Origin of the sequence: Sodalis sp. RH24 (assembly GCF_047324145.1) — a bacterium.
In the GTDB taxonomy this organism is placed as follows: domain Bacteria; phylum Pseudomonadota; class Gammaproteobacteria; order Enterobacterales; family Enterobacteriaceae; genus Acerihabitans.
The window spans coordinates 1,218,179-1,239,126 of the sequence record NZ_CP178729.1 but is presented as its reverse complement, the minus strand read 5'-3'; the positions used below and the strand labels follow the sequence as shown (position 1 = coordinate 1,239,126).

The following is a 20,948-nucleotide window of genomic DNA, read 5'->3' as shown; positions in this document are numbered from 1 at the left end:
AGCCACGCCAAGCACGTCGGCGGCGGCGTCGCGATTGCCGATGATGCCCGCCGCGCGGCGTGGGTTCGCCCGCGGCTACATCCGCTCGACGGTCTGGATGCCCAGCATCTCCAAGCCCTGCTTCAGGGTGCGTGACGTCAGCAGCGCCAGCTTCAGGCGGCTTTGCATAACGCCGCCATTATCGGCGTTCAGGATTGGGCAATGCTCGTAGAAACTGGAGAACAATCCGGCCAGATCGTAAAGATAGGTGCACATGACATGAGGCGTGCCGTCGCGGGCCAAGACGGTGATGGCTTCCTCGAACTGCAACAGGCGCGCCGCCAGCAGCGTTTCCTCTTCTTGCTCCAGCCTGACCGGCGACGTCAACTGGCTTTCATCCAGTCCGCTGCGTTTGAATACCGACGCCACCCGCGTATAGGCATATTGCATATAGGGCGCGGTGTTGCCCTCGAAGGCCAGCATATTGTCCCAGTCGAAGATATAGTCGGTCGTGCGGCTCTTGGACAAATCGGCGTATTTTACCGCGCCAATGCCCACCACCCGCGCCAGGGTTTCCAGCTCGTCCGGCGACATGGCCGGATTTTTCTCGGCAATCAGCCGGCGGGCGCGTTCCAGCGCTTCATCCAGTAAATCGGCAAGCTTAATGGTGCCGCCGGCGCGGGTCTTAAACGGTTTGCCGTCCTTGCCGAGCATCATGCCGAACATATGGTGTTCCAACGGAACCGACGGGGGCACATAACCGGCTTTGCGCACGATGGCCCAGGCCTGCATCAAATGCTGGTGCTGGCGGGAATCGATATAATACAGCACCCGATCGGCCTTCAGCGTTTCGTAACGGTATTTGGCGCAGGCGATATCGGTGGTGGTATAGAGGTAGGCGCCGTCCTTCTTCTGGATGATGACCCCCATCGGCTCGCCTTCCTTGGTCCTGAACTCTTCCAGATAGACCACGGTGGCGCCGTCGCTTTCCACCGCCAACCCCTTGGCTTTCAGGTCGGCGACAATGCCCGGCAGCATGTCGTTATACAGGCTCTCGCCCATGACGTCCTTGCGGGTAAGGGTCACGTTCAGGCGATCGTAGACCTGCTGGTTTTGCGCCATGGTGATATCCACCAGCTTGCGCCACATTTGCCGGCAGTATTCATCGCCGCCCTGCAGTTTGACCACGTAACCGCGGGCGCGCTCGGCGAAATCGGCGTCTTCGTCATAGGTTTTTTTCGCCGCGCGGTAAAATTCTTCCAGGCTGGATAACTGCATCTCCGGCTCGCCGCGCGACTGTATTCTTTCCAGATAGGCTATCAACATGCCGAACTGAGTACCCCAGTCGCCCACGTGATTGGCGCGGATCACCCTATGGCCGAGAAACTCCAGCGTGCGCACCGCCGCATCGCCGATAATGGTGGAACGCAGATGGCCGACATGCATTTCCTTGGCCACGTTCGGCGCGGAGTAATCCACCACGATGGTTTGGGGTTGCACGGGGGTAATATTAAGCCGCGGGGAATCCAGCGCGGCCTCGACCTGGCGCGCGAGCCATTCCCGGTCCAGGAAAATATTGATAAAGCCGGGGCCCGCGATGTCGATTTTCGCCGCAATGCCGCCAAGATCCAGCAGCGAAACCACCTTTTCCGCCAGCTGGCGCGGCGGCATGCCGAGGGCTTTGGCGACCGACATCACGCCGTTGGCCTGATAATCGCCGAACTGCGCCTTGGCGGACTGGCGCACCTGCGCTTCGCTTGCCGCGGGCGCGCCGGCCGCCGTCAACGCCTGACTGACTTTGTCTGAAAGAAGAGCCTGAATATTCACCGTATTACCTTTCTTACTAACGCTGGACGCGGGGGGAACGCCTCCCCGTGTTTCCGGCTACCTGATAAGCCGACCGCGCGCCGCGGCGGGGGGCTAACCGCCGGGCGCGTGTCGAAAAGTAAAAGAAACACCGCTTATACCATAAACGGCGCGTCGCGTCAGTATGACCGGCCTGGTCAGTGTCAAGTTAACGTGGGGCGGGGGCTGGATAGAAGGTCAGCAACAAGGCGATTCACCCCGCGGTGGGGCAAGCGGGGGCTAACGATTGCGTGATTTTCTGGATGCGCCTAACTGATTGCGATTCCGGGTGCGTAAATGTTGAAGTATTGAAAATACCGCAATAACAACAAGTATTATGCACAATGTTAATAACATCATAATTATATACTCAGAATAATACCGATCTCGAAAATAACGTAATTACCTGGCGTATACAATCCATCGAAAGCGCTTTAAGATAATACTGAGCATTTAAAGTTCATTGCTAATAAATGACATCAGCGGCGCTTACGCATGCCGTCAAGCGGGTAAGTTAATATAAAAAGTGTTTTTGGTAAACATCATTAAAGAAACATTAAGTTATGTATCAAAATAAGATATTTCTTAGCTCGCGTTATTTTGGTGCGTTAATTTTAAACCTACTTTAATTAAGGGAATGAGGATGCATTGGACCGCCGTGCCGCAATTAGCGGATCTCGTCACTGATTTGGCCTATTTTGAACAGCGGCTGTCGGCGCTGGCCGCGCGCCTTCATCTGGAATTGGCCGATCATCATGTCGATCATATCGCGCTGCGCTGCCATGAGGACGCCACGGCGCAGCGCTGGTTCGACGGCTGGCGGCAGTGCGGCCAGTGCCTGAAAAAAAACGACGTCAATGGTCGCGCCATCGCGCTGCTGGCGCTGCCGTCGCCCCTCGCCGTCGGGACGCTGCGCATCGGCTGCGTGGAACTGCCCTGGCCGGGGCCGCGCCGTTATCCCCATGAAGGCTGGGAGCATATCGAAATTGTCCTGCCCGGACCGCCGGAAACGCTGGCGCGGCGGGCGCTGGCGCTGCTGGCCGATTCCGCCCTGGGGGCGCCCGACATCAGCCTGAAACACAGCGCGCCGGCGGGGGCGGGAGAACGGTTGCCCAATCCCACGCTGGCGGTCACCGATGGGCAGGTCACGATTAAGTTCCACCCCTACAGCCTGCGCGCCATCGTGAGCGATAAGGCGGACGGGCGCCGTTAGCCAAGCGTCTGCACCGCCCGTGCCATGCGTTCCACGGCCTGCACCAGCAGAGCGCGGGGGCAGCCGAAATTCAGCCGGACAAACCGGGGATCGCCAAAATCCGCGCCGGGGGAAAGACCGACGCCCGCCTGCTCGAAAAACCGCTGGGGATTGTCTACCCCAAGCCGGCCGGCATCGATCCAGGCCAGATAGGTGGCTTCCGGCGCCGCCATGCTTAACCCCGGCAGGGTTTTGATGCGCGCGGCCAGCCAATCGCGGTTACCGCGCAGGTAGTCGAGCTGTTCCTCCAGCCAGGGTTGGCCGTCGCGCCAGGCGGCGGTGGCGGCGACATATGCCAGCACATCCACATTCGGCACAATGCCGCTGCGCTGGGCGATAAATTTCATACGCAGCCGCGCATTGGGGATAATGGCCAGCGAGGCGCCGAGGCCGGCGATATTAAACGACTTGGATGGCGACATCAGGGTGATGGAGCGCTGTTCGGCATCCTCGCCGAGCGATCCGAACGGGATATGCGCCACGCCCGGTTCCAACAGCAGATCGCAGTGAATCTCGTCGGAACACACCAGGAGATCGTGGCGCTGCGCAAACGCCAGGTGCTGCGCCAGCTCCTCGCGCCGGTAGACGGTGCCGCCCGGATTATGCGGATTGCATAACATCAGCAATTGCTCCGATCCATCTATCTCCGGTTCGATCGCCGCCAGATCCACCCGCCAGCGTTCCTCCGCCAGGACCATCGGCGCCAGGCGCTGTCCCCGTTCCGCGCCGCGCGCCGCCGCGCGGAACGGCGGATATATCGGCGCGGGAATCACCACGCTGCTATCCGCCTGCGTCAGCGCGCGTACCGCCAGGTTAAGGCCGCTTACCAATCCCGGCAAAAAAACCAACCATTCGGGTTTGACGCGCCATTGATAACGCGTGAGCATGCGCTCGACAAACAGCGCGGCAAGCTCCGCGGGAGGTGCGCCGTAACCAAATACGCCGTGCTCGACGCGCGCGTGCAATGCTTCGATAATACAAGGTGGCGAACGAAAGTCGGTGTCCGCTACCCACAGGGGGATCACGTCCCGATCGCGATACTTTTGCCATTTATAACTGTCGCTGTGACGTCGGTCGATACTTTCGTCAAAGTTGAATGCCATAGTTATTTCCTTGGGTGATAAATAAGAAATTATCGCGACTGCCATAGGCCCGTGTTTTAAATGCCTGTTATCCTGGGGCGTCTATAAGGAGTATACAATGCCTAAACTGGAAGTCTGCTGCTATAGCCTTGAGTGCGCAATAACGGCGGAGCAAGCGGGAGCGGACAGAATCGAGCTGTGCTCGGCCCCGAAAGAAGGGGGGCTGACGCCGTCGCACGGCACGCTCCGGCTGGCGAGGGAGCGGCTGGCGCTGCCCGTTCATCCCATGGTGAGACCGCGGGGCGGGGATTTTTGCTACAGCGAAATTGAGTTTGACAGCATGCTTAACGATTTAGCGTCCATACGCGCCATGGGGTTTCCCGGCGTGGTGGTCGGCGTGCTGGACGAGGAGGGGCATATCGATTTGCCGCGCATGCGGCGCATCATGGCGCAATGTACCGGCGTGGCGGTGACCTTTCACCGCGCTTTCGATATGTGTATCAACCCCTACCAGGCCCTGCAGCAGTTAACCGATCTCGGGGTGACGCGCATCCTGACCTCCGGCCAGCAGCAGAGCGCCGAAACAGGTTTAGCATTATTAAGGGAACTGAACGCCCAAAGCCGTGGTCCAATCATTATGGCAGGCGCTGGCGTGCGATTGACCAATTTGCATAAGTTCCAGCAAATCGGCATCCGTGAACTGCACAGTTCCGCAAGACAGGTGGTTGCTTCCGGGATGCGTTACCGCAAAGCGGGTGTAAGCATGAGCGTCGACAATGAAACGGATGAATTTACCCGCTATTGCGTCGACGGCGATATGGTGGCGGCGATGAAGCATGCGCTGTCAACACCTTCATCCGCGCACCGGCCGGCCTGACCGCTGATTTTGCCGCGCACACGAACTAACCCACGTGATGCTTGCAAGTACCAAGCCCCGGACTCTTTCTTGGGGCTTTTTTTTATCCGCGGCGCGGCAACGTCAGGGCTTGCGGGCAATCACCACGGCGCGCAGCGGGGCGGGGTAGCCTTCGACCGTCAGCCTGGGGTCGTCGGGATGCAGGAAATCGGCCAGCGATTCGCTGGTCATCCAGGCGGTGCGCCGCTGTTCGTTGGTGGTGGTCAGCGACATATCCGCCAGCCGTACCTGTTCAAAGCCGCATTTTTCCAGCCATAACATCAGCGCGCCGGGGGAAGGAATAAAAAAGACGTTGCGCATCTGGGCGTAACGTTCCCCCGGCACCAGCACCTGCCTGTCGTCGCCTTCGACCACCAGGGTTTCCAATACCAGCTCGCCGCCGCTGACCAATTGGTTCTTAAGCTGCAGCAGATGATCCAGCGGCGAGCGCCGGTGGTACAGCACCCCCATGGAAAATACCGTGTCGAAGGCCGCCAGATCGGGTAATTGCTCGATCCCCAGCGGCAGCAGATGGGCGCGCTGATCCCCGCCCAGCAGTTTACGCACCGCCTCGAACTGGCAGAGGAACAGCTGCATCGGGTCAATGCCCACCGCCAGCTGCGCCCCCGCGCCGACCGCGCGCCACAGGTGATAACCGCTGCCGCAGCCCACATCCAGGATAACGCGTCCGGCCAGCGGGCTGATATGCGGCGCGACCCGTTCCCATTTCCAGTCCGAACGCCATTCGGTATCGATCTCGATATCGTAAAGGGAAAAGGGACCTTTACGCCAGGGCATCAACTGGCGCAATAAGGACTCGACGCCTTTTTTTTGCCCCGGGGGCAGCGGCGTTTCGCCCTGCGCCGTCACGCCGCGCAGCAGGTCCAGGCGCCGGGGCGTCAGCAGGGGCAGACGCTCGACGGCGTTGAACCACTGGCGGAACTTGCCGTGCAGCGCGTCATGCTGCCAGGCGCTCAGCTGCGCGGGCAGGGTATTCAGCCAATGGCTCAGCGGGCCTTTGGCAATCAGCTGATAAAAATCACCAAAATCCGTCACGCCGCGTTCTCCGGTTTCACGGCGATCAAAGAACCGAAATTAAAGCACTGGAACCAGACCTCGGCATGGCCGAAACCGGCCTGGCGCAGCCTTTCCTTATGGGTTTCCACCGTGTCGGTGAGCATGACGTTTTCCAGCATGCTGCGCTTTTGACTGATTTCCAGTTCGCTGTAGCCGTTGGCCCGCTTAAAGTCATGATGCATGTTGAACAGCAGTTCGCCGATGCCCGCGTCGGTAAAACTTAACTTTTCGGACAGCACCACGGCGCCGCCGGGGTTAAGCCCGGCAAACACGTGGTCGAGCACCCGTTGGCGATCCGCCGGCTCAAGGAATTGCAGCGTGAAGTTCAGCACCACCAGCGAGGCGTTGGTAATCGGCACGTCGCGGATATCGGCTTCGATAACCGTGACCGCCGTCGCGGCGCGAAACGACTCGATATGCCGGCGGCAGCGCTCCACCATGGCGGCGGAATTATCCACGGCGATAATACGGCAATCGTCGGCGGTGATATTGCGGCGCATGGACAGGGTGGCGGCGCCCAGCGCGCAGCCGAGGTCATACACCTGCGACCCGGGGGTGGCGAATCGTCCGGCCAGCATGCCGATCATGGCAATAATGTTGGAGTAGCCGGGGACCGAGCGCTGGATCATATCCGGGAAAACCTCGGCTACCCGCTCGTCAAAGGTCCAGTCGCCCAATTTGGCAATGGGCGCGCAGAAAAGATTATCGTGGTTTGTCATCGGAATATCGGGGTTGTTCAGGGTAAGCCGTTATTCTAACAGATTAGCGGCACAAAGCATGCGTCTGCGCGCCCTATGCCGCCGGCGGTTTAACGCCAACTGAAAACCAGCTCCCAGGGCAGATACCAGAGGTTGAGCAACACCATCATGATAAGCGACGCATAAGTGGCGCTCATACCGGTGCGGCGCCAGCTGAATTCCCGCTGGCGCAGGCCCAGAGAGTGCATGATTCTGCCTGCCATCAGCATCAGCCCGCACAGATGCAGGGTCCAGTTCGGCGTACCGTTCATTTCCATGATCACCAGCAGCACCAGACCGATGGGGATATATTCCACCGCATTGCCGTGCACGCGGATCGCCGTCTGCAGTTCATAAAATCCACCGTCGCCGTAGGCCACGCGATATAACGTTCGCAGTTTAACGACATCCAATGATAATTTAATCAATAACATGGCGCCGAAAACCACGTAAAGCGCACTCACCATCTCTAACTCCATTTCCCAGAAAACGAGCAGCGGGCAAATAATATCCCGCCCGTGCAGCGCTGTCGTTAAAATCCTGCTTAAAATAACGGTTTTGCCAAGGTTAAAACAACGCGTCCTGCTGCGGCCAGGGAGGGATCGGCCCGAGTCCGCCGATCCTGGCCGCCAGGGACGGCCACACTTGTTGGGCCAGGCGCGGCGCGTGGCCGATGTCCGGCGTATGGATAAACAGAAAAGGGATGCGGCTTTGCGACCATAACGCCAGTTTATCCAGCCAGGGTTGAAACAGCCGCGCGCTGTCGTCGATATCGTCGTTGCCGATAAACCGCACCAGCGGCCGATCGCCGGTCAGCACGGCATGTACCGGCACCTTGGGCTTTTGCCGCCGCGCCGCCAGCATTGCGGGCGAGGTGCCGGCGCCCTGATGCACCGGGCGGCTGTCGAGGATCACCCGGCTGACGCCGCGCTGTTGCAATCCCCGGTTAAGGCGCCGCTCGTCGTCGCCCTTGGCGAAAAACAGCGGGTGGCGCACTTCCACGCCATAGCTGAACGCGTCGGACAAGGCATCGAGAAATGCCCACAGGTCGCCGAGTTGCGCCGGGCCGAAGGCGGCAGGCAACTGCAGCCAATACTGGCCGATGCGTCCGGCCAAGGGATCCAGTACCTGGTAAAATTGCGCCAGCGGCGCGCGGAAATCGCGCAAGCCGCCCTGGTGGCTGATAGCCGCGGGAAACTTGAAGCAAAAGCGAAAACCGTCGGTGGTCATGGCATGCCAGTCATAAACCCGCGCCGGATCGGGCAGGGCATACAGCGTGGTATTACCCTCGACGCAGTTAAAATAACGGGCATACTCCGCCAGGCCGGTAATGCCGATGGCGTTCCACGCGCTATGTTGCCATTGCGGCAAGCCGATAAACATGAGAGTTAATCATCCTTAGCGTAAGCGGTTGATAAAATATCTTAGCATATTAATAATAACAGATGAATGCTATAGCTGCACGGTGCCCCGTATTTATGCTGCCCGCGCGCCGGGGACGGGCTAATACCGCGCGCAGCGAGGCTGCTATTTTTACCATGGCCGTTAATACAACACTACTGCATAATAAAAATAAACACGACATAATGGATTATCCGATGAAAATTAAATCTCTTTTTCAAGAAATTTTAAATGCTTTGAATTATTGGAATTGCAACTTGAGGAGCGCCTCAATGTTATTATTGGCGATAACGCCACGGGTAAAACCCGTATTCCCTTCGCCATCGCGTTTGCCATGGGCACTTTTTTATCGGCATCAGAAAAGTCACCGGCGCCCTGGCAATACGTACGCTGCGACAGCAGGAAAACAGGAACGTCCGGACGGGGAACCCGTTGCATGACCCACTGCCGTTTAACGTGGCGCCCAGCCATACCCCGCAAGAACATGTTGTCGCTGGGTTTACGGATTATAGAGAAAAATCGAATTTATGGATAATCCTGTCCCGGCCTATTTATTAACCACGGAGAGAAAAAAAGATGATAATGCGACCGCGTAATACCGCGTGTTCACCGCAGGGAAAAGGGAATATATCCCCTATGGCCAAGCCATCGGCAATTACTGTAGCTATTGCGAGCACCGCAGCTACGCCTGCGGTATTGATGTGCCACATCTCCGGCACAAAAAAAGCCAATATATAAAAAGGCTACCTTTAGAGTCCATTTTTTTCTGGCCTGTAAAAATCGCAACGCGGTAACAGGCGTCAATGTCGTAAGCGGCCAGTTTTCCCCACCGTCAGCAATACGTTCCCTATTTTCGCCTATCAGGGGGATGGCCCGGCCATCCCCCTGATAGCCTGAAAGATAAACGCTGGAGCGGGCACCGGGCCGTCCGGGCGCCAGCCTGCGCCGGTGTACCGGCGCGGTATCCCCGCACAGGCTAGAAGGCGGCCAGAACGTCGTCGGTGGAGCGCACCCGGCTAATGCGCGGGAAAATGTTTTGCATGCTGCCGTCGTGCTGTTCCTGGTTATGGGCGCTGCAGGCATCCTCCACCAGCACCAGCTCGTAGCCCATTTCCCAGGCATTGCGCGCGGTGGATTCCACGCCGATATTAGTGGCGATGCCCCCCAGCACCACGGTGTCGATGCCGCGCCGGCGCAGCTGCAAATCCAAATCCGTGCCGTAGAAAGCGCCCCACTGGCGTTTTTGGATGCGGATATCGCTGTCCTGCACGCCCAACTGTTCGGGGAATTCCCACCAGTCTTCCGGCAGGCTTCTTGCCCCCGTGGGCGCATCCACCGTTTGTTTCGGCGCATCGCCAAAATCCGGCGACCAGCCGACACGCACCAGGAACACCGGCGCGCCGGCGGCGCGAAAGCGCGCGGCCAGGGAGGCGGCTTTCGCCACCACCTGTTCACCGCTGTATGGACCGCCGGCAAACGGCAGGATCCCTTGCTGCAGATCAATCAGTACCAGCGCGGTGCGCGCGGGGTCGAGTTTAAGCATAAAATATCTCCGGTTGATAACAATACCCTCGATCCAGGCCGCAGCCTGTTCATATCGCCACCGCAAGAGGGTATGTTATCCGGGTGGGGGGATGACAGCGCCCAAAGGTGAATTTTTGTTAATAAATATGTTAATGAATAATTATTTAGCCAGCCGGGGCGCGCAGGGTGCTGACGGGCTTATCCTGCGGGTGAATTTCCTTTATAATGGCCGCCTTTCGAACGCCGGCAAAATACCGATGCATCGCCGCCACTTTCGTCATTAATGAATAACAGCCCTGGCCCGCTTTACCGAGCGGGACGGCATGGGCTGAAAATCAAGGATATCGTTATGCGTACTGTATATTGCGGACAGATCACTTTGTCCCATGTAGGCCAGGAAGTGACATTGTGCGGCTGGGTTAACCGCCGCCGGGACCTCGGCGGTCTGATTTTTATCGACATGCGGGATCGCGAGGGGCTGGCGCAGGTTTTTTTCGACCCCGATCGCCAGGAGGCGTTCAGCCGCGCGGCCGAATTGCGCAACGAATTTTGCATCCAGCTGACCGGCATCGTACGGGCGCGTCCCGACAGCCAGATCAATAAAGAGATGGCCACCGGCGCGGTGGAAGTGCTGGCGACGCAGCTTACCATCATCAACCGCTCCGAACCCCTGCCTCTCGATTCAAATCAAACCAATACCGAAGAGCAGCGGCTGAAATATCGCTACCTGGACCTGCGCCGTCCGGAAATGGCGCAGCGCCTGAAGGCGCGCGCGCGTATCACCAGCGTCGTGCGGCGTTTTATGGACGGCGAGGGCTTCCTGGATATCGAAACCCCGATGCTGACCAAGGCCACGCCGGAAGGCGCGCGCGACTACCTGGTGCCCAGCCGGGTACACAAAGGCAAGTTTTATGCGCTGCCGCAGTCGCCGCAGCTGTTCAAGCAGTTATTGATGATGTCCGGTTTTGATCGCTATTACCAAATCGTGAAATGCTTTCGCGATGAAGATTTGCGCGCCGACCGCCAGCCCGAATTTACCCAGATCGATGTGGAAACCTCCTTCATGAGCGCCGGACAGGTGCGCGAGGTCATGGAGCGTCTGGTGTGCACCCTGTGGCAGGAAATCAAAGGCGTCGATCTGGGCGCGTTCCCGGTGATGACCTATGCCGAGGCGATGCGCCGCTTTGGGTCCGATAAACCCGATCTGCGCAACCCCATGGAAATCGTCGACGTCGCCGACCTGGTGAAAGACCTTGAGTTCAAGGTATTCTCCGGCCCCGCCAACGACAGCAAAGGCCGGGTGGCGGCGCTGCGCGTTCCCGGCGGCGGCCAGCTGAGCCGCAAGCAGATCGACGAATACGGCAAGTTTATTGAAATCTACGGCGCCCGCGGCCTGGCCTACATCAAGGTCAATAAGCGCGACCAGGGTCTCGACGGAATACAGAGCCCGGTGGCCAAATTCCTCGACGCCGCCGTGCTTGAATCCCTCCTCGCCCGCACCGGCGCGCAGGACGGCGATATCCTGTTCTTCGGCGCGGATCGTTATAAAGTCACCACCGACGCGCTGGGCGCGCTGCGCCTGAAGCTGGGCCGCGACCTGCAACTGACCGACGAGACGCGCTGGGCGCCGCTGTGGGTGATCGATTTCCCAATGTTTGAAGAAGACGACGAGGGCGGCCTGGCGGCCATGCACCATCCCTTTACCGCGCCGCTGGCCATGGATCCCGACGCGCTTGCGGCCGCGCCGCTGGACGCCGTCGCCAACGCCTACGACATGGTGTTGAACGGCTATGAGGTCGGCGGCGGCTCGGTGCGTATCCATCGCAGCGAAATGCAGCAGACGGTGTTCGGCATTCTCGGCATCACCGAGCATGAACAGCGGGAAAAATTCGGTTTCCTGCTCGATGCGCTGAAATACGGCACGCCGCCCCATGCCGGCCTGGCCTTCGGCCTTGATCGCCTGGTGATGCTGCTGACCGGCACCGACAATATCCGTGACGTTATCGCTTTTCCCAAGACCACCGCGGCCGCCGATCCGATGACCGACGCGCCGAGCTTCGGCAACCCCGCCGCCCTGGCGGAATTGTCTATTGCCGTCATTGGCAAGGGCAAGGAAGCGGCGGAACGCGGGCAGCAATAATGGTCTGGAAACGCCCGGTATCGGTGCTGATCGTTATTTACGCCGGCGACAGCGGCCGGGTATTGATGTTGCAGCGGCGGGATGACCCGCAGTTCTGGCAGTCGGTGACCGGCAGCCTTGAGGACGGTGAATCGCCGAGCGCCGCCGCCAGGCGCGAGGTCAGGGAAGAGACCGGCATCGATATCGACGCCGAGCATCTTGAACTGCGGGACTGCGAGCGTTGTATCGAATTTGAAATTTTCAGTCATTTGCGCCACCGATATGCGCCGGGAGTGACGCGCAATACAGAATATTGGTTCAGTTTAACGTTACCCTCTGAACGGGTACCCGCAATCAGCGAACATCTGGCTTACCGCTGGCTGCCGGCCGCCGAGGCGGCCTTACTGACCAAATCCTGGAGCAATCGGCAGGCGATTGAAGAATTTGTTATTTATCCGGCCTGAGAAGGCTTATTTCGGAGAGAGTTATGGCAGGTCATAGTAAGTGGGCCAACACCAAGCATCGTAAAGCGGCTCAGGACAGTAAACGAGGCAAGATTTTTACCAAAATCATTCGCGAGCTGGTGACCGCCGCGCGCCTGGGCGGCGGCGACGTGGGATCCAACCCGCGCCTGCGCGCCGCGGTGGACAAGGCGCTGGCGAATAATATGACGCGCGACACGCTTAACCGCGCCATCGCGCGCGGCGTCGGCGGCGACGACGATACGCAAATGGAAACCATTGTGTACGAAGGTTACGGCCCCGGCGGTACGGCGGTCATGGTGGAGTGCCTGAGCGACAACCGTAATCGCACCGTGGCCGAGGTCCGCCACGCGTTTACCAAGACCGGCGGCAACCTGGGCACCGACGGGTCGGTCTCCTACCTGTTCACCAAAAAAGGCGTGATTTCCTATGCCCCGGGCCTGACGGAAGATCAGGTGATGGACGCGGCGCTGGAAGCCGGCGCGGAAGATGTGGTGACCTATGACGACGGCGCTATCGATGTCTACACCACGCCGGAAGATTTCGGCCGGGTCAAGGACGCCCTGGAGGCCGCCGGATTACACGCCGATTCTTCCGAGGTGGGGTTAATTCCTTCCACCAAGGCCGATTTGGACGAGGAAACCGCGCCCAAGCTGCTCAGGCTGATTGACCTGCTGGAAGACTCCGACGACGTCCAGGAAGTCTACCATAACGGCGAAATCTCCGACGAGGTGGCGGCGACGCTGTGACGGACTTCCGGTGTGACGGCAGCCTGGGCGGTGCCCGGATATGACGATTATCCTCGGTATCGACCCGGGTTCCCGCATCACCGGTTACGGCATTTTACGCCAGCAGGGACGGGTGCTCACCTATCTTGGCAGCGGGTGTATCCGCACCAAGGTGGATGACCTGCCCACCCGGCTAAAGCTCATTTATGCCGGCGTCAGCGAAATCATCACCCAGTTCCAGCCGGATTTTTTCGCCATCGAGCAGGTGTTTATGGCGAAAAACGCCGACTCGGCGCTTAAGCTCGGCCAGGCGCGCGGCGTCGCCATCGTGGCGGCGATGAACCATGAGCTGCCGGTGTTTGAATACGCCGCGCGCCAGGTGAAACAAACGGTGGTCGGCACCGGCTCGGCGGACAAAAGCCAGGTACAGCATATGGTGCGCGTACTGCTCAAACTATCCGCCAGCCCCCAGGCGGATGCCGCCGACGCCCTGGCGATTGCCATTACTCACTGCCATGTCAACCAGAACGCGCTGCGCCTAGGCAACAGCCGCCTTAATCTTTCCCGGGGCCGCCTGGGGTAAAGACGCCCCCGGCCCGAACCGGCTGGATATTCATCCAGCCTTTATTATGTTATAAACATGCCATCGCCATATGACAAATAAGCCCTGAAAGGAAGGTTACTGTGATCGGACGTCTTAGAGGCATCATTCTGGAAAAACAACCACCGCTGGTGCTGCTTGAGATCCACGGCGTGGGTTATGAAATCCATATGCCCATGACCTGTTTTTATGCGCTGCCCGAAACCGGCGTGGAAGCGATCATTTATACGCATTTTATCGTGCGGGAAGATGCCCAACTGCTGTTTGGCTTCACCAACAAACAGGAACGCGCGTTGTTTCGCGAACTGATCAAAGTGAACGGCGTCGGCCCCAAGCTGGCGCTGGCCATCCTTTCCGGCATGTCGGCCCAGCAGTTCGTCAACACCGTTGAACGGCAGGAAATCAACGCGCTGGTCAAATTACCCGGCGTCGGCACCAAAACCGCCGAACGGCTGGTGGTGGAAATGAAAGATCGCTTCAAGGGCATGAACGGCGAACTGTTTGCCCTGGGCGGCGGCAGCGATATGCCGCTTACCGCGCCGGCCAGCGGCAAGCCGGATACCGATCCGGAAGCGGAAGCGGTTGCAGCATTGGTATCCCTGGGTTATAAGCCTCAGGAGGCCAGCCGCATGGTCAGTAAAGTGGCCCGGCCGGATGCCGATTGCGAATCGATGATCCGCGACGCCCTGCGCGCCGCGCTGTGAGGTAGAGGATGATTGAAGCAGACCGTTTGATTTCCGCCGGCGTGGTGATAGAAGAAGAGATTATCGACCGGGCCATCCGGCCGAAAACCCTGGAAGATTATATCGGGCAGCCCCACGTGCGCGAGCAGATGGAAATCTTTATCCAGGCGGCCAAAATGCGCGGCGACGCGCTCGATCATCTGCTGATTTTCGGTCCGCCGGGATTGGGGAAGACCACCCTGGCGCATATCGTTGCCAATGAGATGGGCGTTAACCTGCGCACTACCTCCGGCCCGGTACTGGAAAAACCGGGCGACCTGGCGGCCATGCTCACCAATCTTGAGCCGCACGATGTCCTGTTTATCGATGAGATTCATCGCCTGTCGCCGGTGGTGGAAGAGGTACTCTACCCGGCGATGGAAGATTACCAGCTGGATATCATGATAGGCGACGGGCCTGCCGCCCGATCGATTAAAATCGAGCTGCCGCCCTTTACCCTGGTGGGCGCCACCACCCGCGCCGGTTCCCTCACATCCCCGCTGCGCGATCGTTTCGGCATTGTCCAGCGTCTGGAATTTTACCAGGTGGCGGATTTGCAGCATATCGTCAAACGCAGCGCCCAATGCCTGGAGCTTAGCATCACGGAGGCCGGGTCCCATGAAATTGCCAAACGCGCCCGCGGCACGCCCCGTATCGCCAATCGCCTGCTGCGCCGGGTAAGGGATTTTGCCGAGGTTCGCGCCGAGGGCAATATTACCGATGATGTGGCGGTCAACGCCCTGAATTTGCTCAATGTCGATACCGAAGGTTTCGATTTTATGGACCGTAAGCTGCTGCTGGCGATTATTGATAAGTTTATCGGCGGCCCGGTGGGGCTGGATAACCTGGCGGCGGCTATCGGCGAGGAGCGGGAAACCATCGAGGATGTGATCGAGCCGTTTTTGATCCAGCAGGGGTTTATCCAGCGCACGCCGCGGGGGAGAATTGCGACGGCGTTTGCGTATAAGCATTTTGGCATAGTGCGCGGGGAGCTTTAGAGAGGCATTAATCGCCGACGGTACAGGCGGCGTTGCTTTGCTTGTTGTGTGGGTCGGCGCCTTTTGAACGCTGAGTAAGTTTCGCTTCCGGTGTGGGGCACATGTTTTTAATGACGGCTGGGTGAGTTTCTCTTGCCGTGTGGGGCACATGCTTTTTCGACAGTGAGGAAAGTTTCGCTTGCCACACGTCGCGGTGTTATATATTGCCCCGTGCGGGCAATCGACGATGGGCCGGCAGTCGCCCCGGCCCCCTCGACCCCCGGGCTTCCGGCAGGTCGCGCGCCGTTGCGCGGTGCCTTCCGTCCCGGTTCACGCCCTTTGGACCACAAGGCACGCGCTCCCGGCGCGGGCCTTAGCTCTCGCCGCATCCCTGCGGCTCGTCCGGTCGTGCACCGTGCCGTCAGCGCGCTTGATGCCGGTCTAAGGTCAAAAGCACGTTCAAGGTCAGAAGCAAAATCAATATCAACGACTAAGCAACGGCTTAATAAGCAATTTTATGCTGCGTGCTGACTTCTGCTCTCAGTCCTATAACCGGCTGCTTTATAAGGAGAATGACGCATATCGCATGGAATCGGCTATGGGCGTGAGCACGCAAAATGAAAGCAGACGCACCCAATTCACGGACTCAAACGGAAATATGATGGCTAACCAGGGTACCGTTTACCCAGCGATGGATCATGAGCGCGGGCGGGTCGTTAGCCGGTGGGACGGTTTTCGCGCCAAACCACATAGGATTTGCGGGACAAATGGATCCGCAGATATAGGCGGGTATTCCCGCCAGTGTACCCGCGACAGGTCGATGAACATGACCTGTCGCTATCGCGACGGGGCGTCGCGGTTGTCTTCGCAAAAACTCACCCAATGCCACCGACCCGTGGCACATGATTTGATCCATAGGCGGGATGCCGCTCGCAAATACATGATGGTGCAAAAACAACATTGACGTTGCCGGCCCCTCAGATAATAGCGTTTTTTCCAACCAGGGAAGATGTTCATCCACGCTTCCCGCTGACGTTCCCTTAGCCGTTGAGTCAAGGCCGATAAGGCGAACACCCTCGATATCCGCCACAAAATGCAGTGCGCCAACAGCATCGTCGGCCCAGTAAGCACAGCCGAAAATGGCCCGCATCGAGGTGCGGTTATCGGAATTACCCGGCAGGATAAATGCAGGATAGGCCCGATTACCCAGACGGGCGGCAATCGCGGTGTAGCCGTCGATCCAGTCATCATCAACCAGGTCGCCAGTGAGGACCAAACCGTCGGGTTTGATCAAGTCCAGCCATGCAAGGGCGCGGTCAAGCCGGGACAGGTTATCATTGTCCTGGGCCGCATGAATGTCTGTTACCTGGGCGATAATCACGCGTATCTCCTATCGTTAAGCAACATCCATGGACAACGCTCAGTTTACCGTATGGGTTGTTTGATTGCCGCCGCCGCTGGCACCTATTTGCTATTAATCAGCCGTTGGTTGGCGCTACACCCTCTGCCGACTCAACAAGCTCAACCCGAACAATACCGACGCGCACAACACCACCGATGGCCCCGCCGGCGTGTCATACCACGCCGATAGCGTCAATCCGCCGGTCACCGCAATCATGCCGGCCACTACCGCCAGTAACGCCATCTGTTCCGGCGTGCGGGAAAAACGGCGCGCGGCGGCGGCCGGGATAATCAACAGCGAGGTGATGATCAGCGCGCCGACAAACTTCATCGCCAGGCCGATAGTCAGGGCGGTGACCAGCATCAGTAAGAGTTTTACCCGCGGCAGGGAAATCCCATCCACATGAGCCAGTTCCGGACTGATGGTCACCGACAGCAGCGCCCGCCACTGCCAGGCCAGGAGTATCAGCACCACCGCCACGCCGGCGGCAATCAGTAAAATATCCGATAGGGTCACCGACAGCAGATCGCCGAACAGATAGGCCATCAGGTCCACTCGTACATTCGACATCAGGCTTACCACCACCAGCCCCAGTGACAGGGCGCTGTGGGCCATGATGCCCAGCACAGTGTCGATGGCCAGCTGAGGATAACGCTCAAGCCATACCAGTATCAGCGCCAGCACCAGCGTCACGGCGATGACGGCGTAGAAAGGATTGATATTCAGCAGCAGGCCGAAGGCGACGCCAAGCAGCGACGCATGGGCCAGCGTGTCGCCAAAATAGGACATCTTGCGCCAGACGACAAACGACCCCAGGGGACCGGCCGCCATGGCCAGCAATACGCCGGCCAGCCAGCCGGGCAGCAGCAGTTCAATCATAACGGGCCGTCCTCACGCCGGCGCACCACCTGGCCCTGCAGATCGTGGGCATGATTATGGTGATGCCGGTAAACGGCCAGCTGTTCGACGCCGTGATAACCGAACATGGCGATAAATTCCGGATGGGCGGAGACCGTTTCCGGCGAGCCGGAGCAGCAAATATGCTGGTTCAGGCACAAGACCTCGTCGGTCTTCGCCATGACCAGATGCAAATCATGGGAGACCATCAGCACTCCGCAGCCAAACCTGTGGCGAATTTGGTCGATCAAATCGTATAACGCCACCTGGCCGCTCACGTCCACGCCCTGGGTCGGTTCATCCAACACCAGCAACTGCGGTTTATTGAGCAGCGCGCGCGCCAGCAGCACCCGCTGCATTTCCCCGCCGGATAATTTCTGCATCGGCTGTTCCAGCAAATGAGCGGCCTGGACCTGCGCCAGCGCGGGTAGCACATCGTCTTTGCCGACCCCGGGCCGCAGGCGCATAAAGCGGCCGACCGTCAGCGGCAGCGTGACGTCAAGATGGATTTTTTGCGGCACATAGCCGATGCGCAGCCGGGCCGTACGCGACAAGGCGCCCGCCGTGGGCGCGATCAGGCCGAGCACTACCCGCACCAGCGTGGATTTCCCGGCGCCGTTCGGACCCATTAAGGTCAGGATACGGCCGGCGCGCAGCGTTAAAGAGATGTGACTCAAGACGTGTTTTTGCCCGAAGGAGACGGAAATACCGTCAAGCGTTACCAGATTGGTCATGTGAATTACAGTTGCGAAACAGCCAAAATGTTATAATATCACACCCCCAACCGTTGCCGAAGAGAATTATCGCTATGAATTCCCGCAGTAAAAAATTCCCACGCCTGCTGCTGGCCGGCGTATTGACGCTTGCCGCGACCAGTGCCCCGGCCTGGGCTAATATCGTCGCCTCCATCAGGCCGCTGGGATTTATAGCCTCCGCCATCGGCGACGGCGTGATGCCGACCGATGTCCTGTTGCCCGATGGCGCGTCGCCTCATGACTATGCGCTGCGGCCCTCCGACATCAAACGTATCCAGAACGCCTCCCTGCTGGTCTGGGTCGGTCCGGAACTGGAAGCCTTTATGAGTAAGCCGGCGGCGGCCTTGCCGGCGGACAAAAACCTGTTGCTGTCCACGCTGCCGTCTGTCCGCCCGCTGCTGATAAAAGGTGCGGAGCACGACGACCCGGCGGATTCGGCCCACGCGGACGACCACCATCACGGCGAATATAATATGCATCTGTGGATGTCGCCGGAGATTGCCAAACAGGCCGCTTTCGCCATCCACGACCAATTATTGCGGCTGATGCCCGAAAAAAAATCACAATTGGACGCGAATCTGCTGTTTTTCACCGCGGCATTGACAAAAAATGACAAAAATATCGCTACAATGCTAGCGCCGGTAAGCGGAGAAGGGTATTTCGTGTTTCACGATGCCTATGGCTATTTCGAACAACACTATGGCCTGACCCCTTTGGGGTATTTCACCGTTAATCCCGAAATCCAACCGGGCGCCCAGGCATTACACCATATTCGAACACAGTTGGTTGAGCAAAAGGCCGTGTGCATATTTGCTGAGCCACAATTCAGGCCAGCCGTTATCAACGCTGTGGCCCAGGGAACGAGCGTGCGTATCGGCACCCTCGACCCGCTGGGGACTGGTATCGCATTGGGCAAGGCAAGCTACATTGACTTCCTGCTGCAATTGACGAACCAGTACGTGAGCTGCCTGGAGAAGAACTCATGAGGATAGTAATAAGTGCAGCAGATACTTCGCTCTATCACGCTGGCGTATAATAATCTGCCCCGACCCCACCGCGTCATGCTGGGGTCGCTCACCGTGGTTACCCTGGCCGTGGCGGTATGGCGGCCATACGTCTATTCCCCTGTTATGGAACCCACCGTCAGCCGGCCCGCGCCGGTGGTCGACGCGCCAGCCCGCACTCTGGCCCCCGAGGCCAGCGAGCCTATCGATCAATCCGCCGCCGATAACGACGACGACGTGCCGCCGGAAGATGAACTGGACGAGAAGGTGACGGATGAAACGGGCGTCCATGAATATGTGGTGTCCACCGGCGATACCCTGGGCAGTATTTTGACGCAGTATGGCATCGATATGTCCGATATCGGCCAACTGGCCCAGCAGTTTCCCGATCTGCGTAATCTGAAGATCGGCCAGCAAATTTCCTGGACCCTGAACGACGCCGGCGAACTGCAGCGCCTGACCTGGGAAATGTCGCGCCGGGAAACCCGCACCTATGACCGTATTGACGGCGGTTTTAAACAAAGCGTGGCCAATCTGGCCGGCGAGTGGAAAAATATAGCGCTGACAGGCCAGCTCAACGGCAGCTTTGTCAACAGCGCCCGCGCCTCTGGATTGTCAAACGCCGAAGTCAGCGCGGTCATTAAGGCTATGCAGTGGCAGCTCGATTTTCGCAAGCTGCAAAAAGGCGATAAGTTCGCCGTGCTGACCTCCCGGGAAATGCTCGACGGGCGCAGCGAGCAAAGCGAACTGGTGGCCGTGCGCATCAACACCGGCGGCAAGGATTATTATTCCTTCCGCGCCGAGGACGGTAAATTTTACAACAACGACGGCGCCGGCCTGGCGCGCGGTTTTATGCGTTTTCCCACCATGAAGCAGTTCCGCGTATCCTCTAACTTCAATCCCCGGCGCCTGAATCCCGTCACCGGGCATATCGCTCCGCACCGCGGCGTGGATTTCGCCATGCCGGTGGGCACACCGGTGCTGGCGGTGGGCGACGGCGAGGTGGTGGTCAGCAAAAACGGCGACGGCGCCGGCAATTACGTGGCCATACGGCACGGGCGCCAATATACCACCCGCTATATGCATTTAAAGAAATTGCTGGTGAAGCCGGGCCAGAAGGTGAAACGTGGCGATCGCATTGCGCTCTCCGGCAATACCGGGCGTTCCACCGGGCCGCATCTGCATTATGAAATCTGGGTCAACCAGCAGGCGGTCAATCCGCTGACCGCCAAGCTGCCGGTTACCGAAGGCCTGAGCGGCAAAGAGCGCCTGGACTATCTGGCGCAGGTCAGGCAAGCCATGCCGCAGCTTCAATTCGACTGATATGTTATCTTAACGGCAGCCGATAGATGATCGGCTGCCGTTTTATGTTTATGATTACCGCTACATTATGCCAAGAAGGGACATAGAGCCCGCCTCATCAATCGACAGCACGGGTTTTCGACCGTCAGGGCGATTGAAAGCAAAGA

The 20,948-nt window shown here is 58.8% G+C and carries 21 protein-coding genes; 11 read left to right on the top strand and 10 right to left on the bottom strand.

Going from position 1 to position 20,948, the window contains the following annotated elements:
- Window positions 1-75 precede the first annotated feature (75 nt).
- Window positions 76-1,806, bottom strand: a complete 1,731-nt coding sequence (gene argS / locus ACL2XG_RS05700) for an arginine--tRNA ligase (RefSeq protein ID WP_413722634.1) — start codon at window positions 1,804-1,806, stop codon at window positions 76-78.
- 661 nt (window positions 1,807-2,467) lie between these two features.
- Between argS and ACL2XG_RS05695 the strand changes: the two genes are divergently transcribed.
- Window positions 2,468-3,037, top strand: coding sequence for a VOC family protein (locus tag ACL2XG_RS05695; protein ID WP_413722635.1), 570 nt, complete (start codon window positions 2,468-2,470; stop codon window positions 3,035-3,037).
- On the opposite strand, the gene ACL2XG_RS05690 is transcribed toward ACL2XG_RS05695, so the two are convergent.
- Window positions 3,034-4,179: a MalY/PatB family protein gene (locus ACL2XG_RS05690; protein WP_413722636.1), complete on the bottom strand. Its 1,146-nt coding sequence runs from the start codon at window positions 4,177-4,179 to the stop codon at window positions 3,034-3,036. The two genes, ACL2XG_RS05695 and ACL2XG_RS05690, sit on opposite strands and share 4 nt — an antisense overlap.
- Window positions 4,180-4,276: 97 nt before the next feature.
- Here ACL2XG_RS05690 and cutC point away from each other — a divergent pair, with 97 nt between their 5' ends.
- Window positions 4,277-5,035, top strand: coding sequence for a copper homeostasis protein CutC (cutC, locus tag ACL2XG_RS05685; RefSeq protein ID WP_413722637.1), 759 nt, complete (start codon window positions 4,277-4,279; stop codon window positions 5,033-5,035).
- Between the two features lie 102 nt (window positions 5,036-5,137).
- Here cutC and cmoB read toward each other — a convergent pair whose 3' ends face one another.
- The 4 genes from cmoB to ACL2XG_RS05665 form a co-directional block, all read right to left on the bottom strand.
- Window positions 5,138-6,109, bottom strand: coding sequence for a tRNA 5-methoxyuridine(34)/uridine 5-oxyacetic acid(34) synthase CmoB (gene cmoB, locus ACL2XG_RS05680; protein WP_413722638.1), 972 nt, complete (start codon window positions 6,107-6,109; stop codon window positions 5,138-5,140).
- Window positions 6,106-6,849, bottom strand: a complete 744-nt coding sequence (gene cmoA, locus ACL2XG_RS05675) for a carboxy-S-adenosyl-L-methionine synthase CmoA (protein WP_410015354.1) — start codon at window positions 6,847-6,849, stop codon at window positions 6,106-6,108. Before cmoA ends, cmoB begins: the two co-directional genes overlap by 4 nt.
- Window positions 6,850-6,938: 89 nt before the next feature.
- The gene (locus ACL2XG_RS05670; RefSeq protein ID WP_410015353.1) at window positions 6,939-7,334 is read right to left on the bottom strand and encodes an MAPEG family protein; all 396 of its coding nucleotides are present in this window, start codon (window positions 7,332-7,334) and stop codon (window positions 6,939-6,941) included.
- A gap of 100 nt (window positions 7,335-7,434) precedes the next feature.
- Window positions 7,435-8,250, bottom strand: a complete 816-nt coding sequence (locus ACL2XG_RS05665) for a DUF72 domain-containing protein (RefSeq protein WP_413722639.1) — start codon at window positions 8,248-8,250, stop codon at window positions 7,435-7,437.
- Between the two features lie 226 nt (window positions 8,251-8,476).
- Here ACL2XG_RS05665 and ACL2XG_RS05660 point away from each other — a divergent pair, with 226 nt between their 5' ends.
- The gene (locus tag ACL2XG_RS05660; RefSeq protein ID WP_413723432.1) at window positions 8,477-8,803 is read left to right on the top strand and encodes an AAA family ATPase; all 327 of its coding nucleotides are present in this window, start codon (window positions 8,477-8,479) and stop codon (window positions 8,801-8,803) included.
- Between the two features lie 441 nt (window positions 8,804-9,244).
- Here the strand turns inward: ACL2XG_RS05660 and ACL2XG_RS05655 are convergent, their stop codons facing one another.
- A complete protein-coding gene (locus ACL2XG_RS05655) occupies window positions 9,245-9,811 on the bottom strand; it encodes a hydrolase (RefSeq protein WP_413722640.1) in 567 nt (188 codons plus the stop codon).
- A gap of 330 nt (window positions 9,812-10,141) precedes the next feature.
- On the opposite strand from ACL2XG_RS05655, the gene aspS reads away from it, so the two are divergent.
- The 6 genes from aspS (at window position 10,142) to ruvB (ending at window position 15,442) form a co-directional block, all read left to right on the top strand.
- Window positions 10,142-11,932: an aspartate--tRNA ligase gene (aspS, locus tag ACL2XG_RS05650; protein WP_413722641.1), complete on the top strand. Its 1,791-nt coding sequence runs from the start codon at window positions 10,142-10,144 to the stop codon at window positions 11,930-11,932.
- On the top strand, window positions 11,932-12,375 hold the full coding sequence (gene nudB / locus ACL2XG_RS05645; RefSeq protein WP_413722642.1) for a dihydroneopterin triphosphate diphosphatase: 444 nt from the start codon (window positions 11,932-11,934) through the stop codon (window positions 12,373-12,375). Before aspS ends, nudB begins: the two co-directional genes overlap by 1 nt.
- Before the next feature lie 23 nt (window positions 12,376-12,398).
- Window positions 12,399-13,142 (top strand): YebC/PmpR family DNA-binding transcriptional regulator, encoded by a 744-nt coding sequence (locus ACL2XG_RS05640; protein WP_410015348.1) that lies wholly within the window; start codon window positions 12,399-12,401, stop codon window positions 13,140-13,142.
- A gap of 40 nt (window positions 13,143-13,182) precedes the next feature.
- Window positions 13,183-13,704, top strand: a complete 522-nt coding sequence (gene ruvC / locus ACL2XG_RS05635; RefSeq protein WP_410015347.1) for a crossover junction endodeoxyribonuclease RuvC — start codon at window positions 13,183-13,185, stop codon at window positions 13,702-13,704.
- Between the two features lie 101 nt (window positions 13,705-13,805).
- Window positions 13,806-14,426: a Holliday junction branch migration protein RuvA gene (ruvA, locus tag ACL2XG_RS05630; protein ID WP_410015346.1), complete on the top strand. Its 621-nt coding sequence runs from the start codon at window positions 13,806-13,808 to the stop codon at window positions 14,424-14,426.
- A gap of 8 nt (window positions 14,427-14,434) precedes the next feature.
- On the top strand, window positions 14,435-15,442 hold the full coding sequence (gene ruvB / locus ACL2XG_RS05625) for a Holliday junction branch migration DNA helicase RuvB (protein WP_410015345.1): 1,008 nt from the start codon (window positions 14,435-14,437) through the stop codon (window positions 15,440-15,442).
- Between the two features lie 625 nt (window positions 15,443-16,067).
- Here the strand turns inward: ruvB and ACL2XG_RS05620 are convergent.
- From ACL2XG_RS05620 to znuC, 3 genes are all read right to left on the bottom strand, one after another.
- Entirely contained in the window at window positions 16,068-16,802 is a 735-nt protein-coding gene (locus tag ACL2XG_RS05620) for a metallophosphoesterase (protein ID WP_413722643.1), read from the bottom strand.
- 114 nt (window positions 16,803-16,916) lie between these two features.
- Complete coding sequence (gene znuB, locus ACL2XG_RS05615) at window positions 16,917-17,702, bottom strand: zinc ABC transporter permease subunit ZnuB (RefSeq protein WP_413722644.1); 786 nt, start codon at window positions 17,700-17,702, stop codon at window positions 16,917-16,919.
- Entirely contained in the window at window positions 17,699-18,454 is a 756-nt protein-coding gene (gene znuC / locus ACL2XG_RS05610; protein ID WP_413722645.1) for a zinc ABC transporter ATP-binding protein ZnuC, read from the bottom strand. Before znuC ends, znuB begins: the two co-directional genes overlap by 4 nt.
- Window positions 18,455-18,528: 74 nt before the next feature.
- Between znuC and znuA the strand changes: the two genes are divergently transcribed.
- Window positions 18,529-19,461: a zinc ABC transporter substrate-binding protein ZnuA gene (gene znuA / locus ACL2XG_RS05605; RefSeq protein WP_413722646.1), complete on the top strand. Its 933-nt coding sequence runs from the start codon at window positions 18,529-18,531 to the stop codon at window positions 19,459-19,461.
- Window positions 19,462-19,473: 12 nt separating this feature from the next.
- The gene (gene mepM, locus ACL2XG_RS05600; RefSeq protein WP_413722647.1) at window positions 19,474-20,802 is read left to right on the top strand and encodes a murein DD-endopeptidase MepM; all 1,329 of its coding nucleotides are present in this window, start codon (window positions 19,474-19,476) and stop codon (window positions 20,800-20,802) included.
- Window positions 20,803-20,948 lie beyond the last annotated feature (146 nt).

Coding starts and splice junctions, on each gene's coding strand:
- cmoA (WP_410015354.1), bottom strand. CDS start 6,849: ATGACAAACCACGATAATCTTTTCTGCGCGCCCATTGCCAAATTGGGC.
- znuC (WP_413722645.1), bottom strand. CDS start 18,454: ATGACCAATCTGGTAACGCTTGACGGTATTTCCGTCTCCTTCGGGCAA.
- ACL2XG_RS05655 (WP_413722640.1), bottom strand. CDS start 9,811: ATGCTTAAACTCGACCCCGCGCGCACCGCGCTGGTACTGATTGATCTG.
- ACL2XG_RS05640 (WP_410015348.1), top strand. CDS start 12,399: ATGGCAGGTCATAGTAAGTGGGCCAACACCAAGCATCGTAAAGCGGCT.
- ACL2XG_RS05670 (WP_410015353.1), bottom strand. CDS start 7,334: ATGGTGAGTGCGCTTTACGTGGTTTTCGGCGCCATGTTATTGATTAAA.
- ACL2XG_RS05665 (WP_413722639.1), bottom strand. CDS start 8,250: ATGTTTATCGGCTTGCCGCAATGGCAACATAGCGCGTGGAACGCCATC.
- ruvC (WP_410015347.1), top strand. CDS start 13,183: ATGACGATTATCCTCGGTATCGACCCGGGTTCCCGCATCACCGGTTAC.
- nudB (WP_413722642.1), top strand. CDS start 11,932: ATGGTCTGGAAACGCCCGGTATCGGTGCTGATCGTTATTTACGCCGGC.
- aspS (WP_413722641.1), top strand. CDS start 10,142: ATGCGTACTGTATATTGCGGACAGATCACTTTGTCCCATGTAGGCCAG.
- cutC (WP_413722637.1), top strand. CDS start 4,277: ATGCCTAAACTGGAAGTCTGCTGCTATAGCCTTGAGTGCGCAATAACG.
- ruvB (WP_410015345.1), top strand. CDS start 14,435: ATGATTGAAGCAGACCGTTTGATTTCCGCCGGCGTGGTGATAGAAGAA.
- ACL2XG_RS05695 (WP_413722635.1), top strand. CDS start 2,468: ATGCATTGGACCGCCGTGCCGCAATTAGCGGATCTCGTCACTGATTTG.
- ACL2XG_RS05690 (WP_413722636.1), bottom strand. CDS start 4,179: ATGGCATTCAACTTTGACGAAAGTATCGACCGACGTCACAGCGACAGT.
- znuA (WP_413722646.1), top strand. CDS start 18,529: ATGAATTCCCGCAGTAAAAAATTCCCACGCCTGCTGCTGGCCGGCGTA.
- znuB (WP_413722644.1), bottom strand. CDS start 17,702: ATGATTGAACTGCTGCTGCCCGGCTGGCTGGCCGGCGTATTGCTGGCC.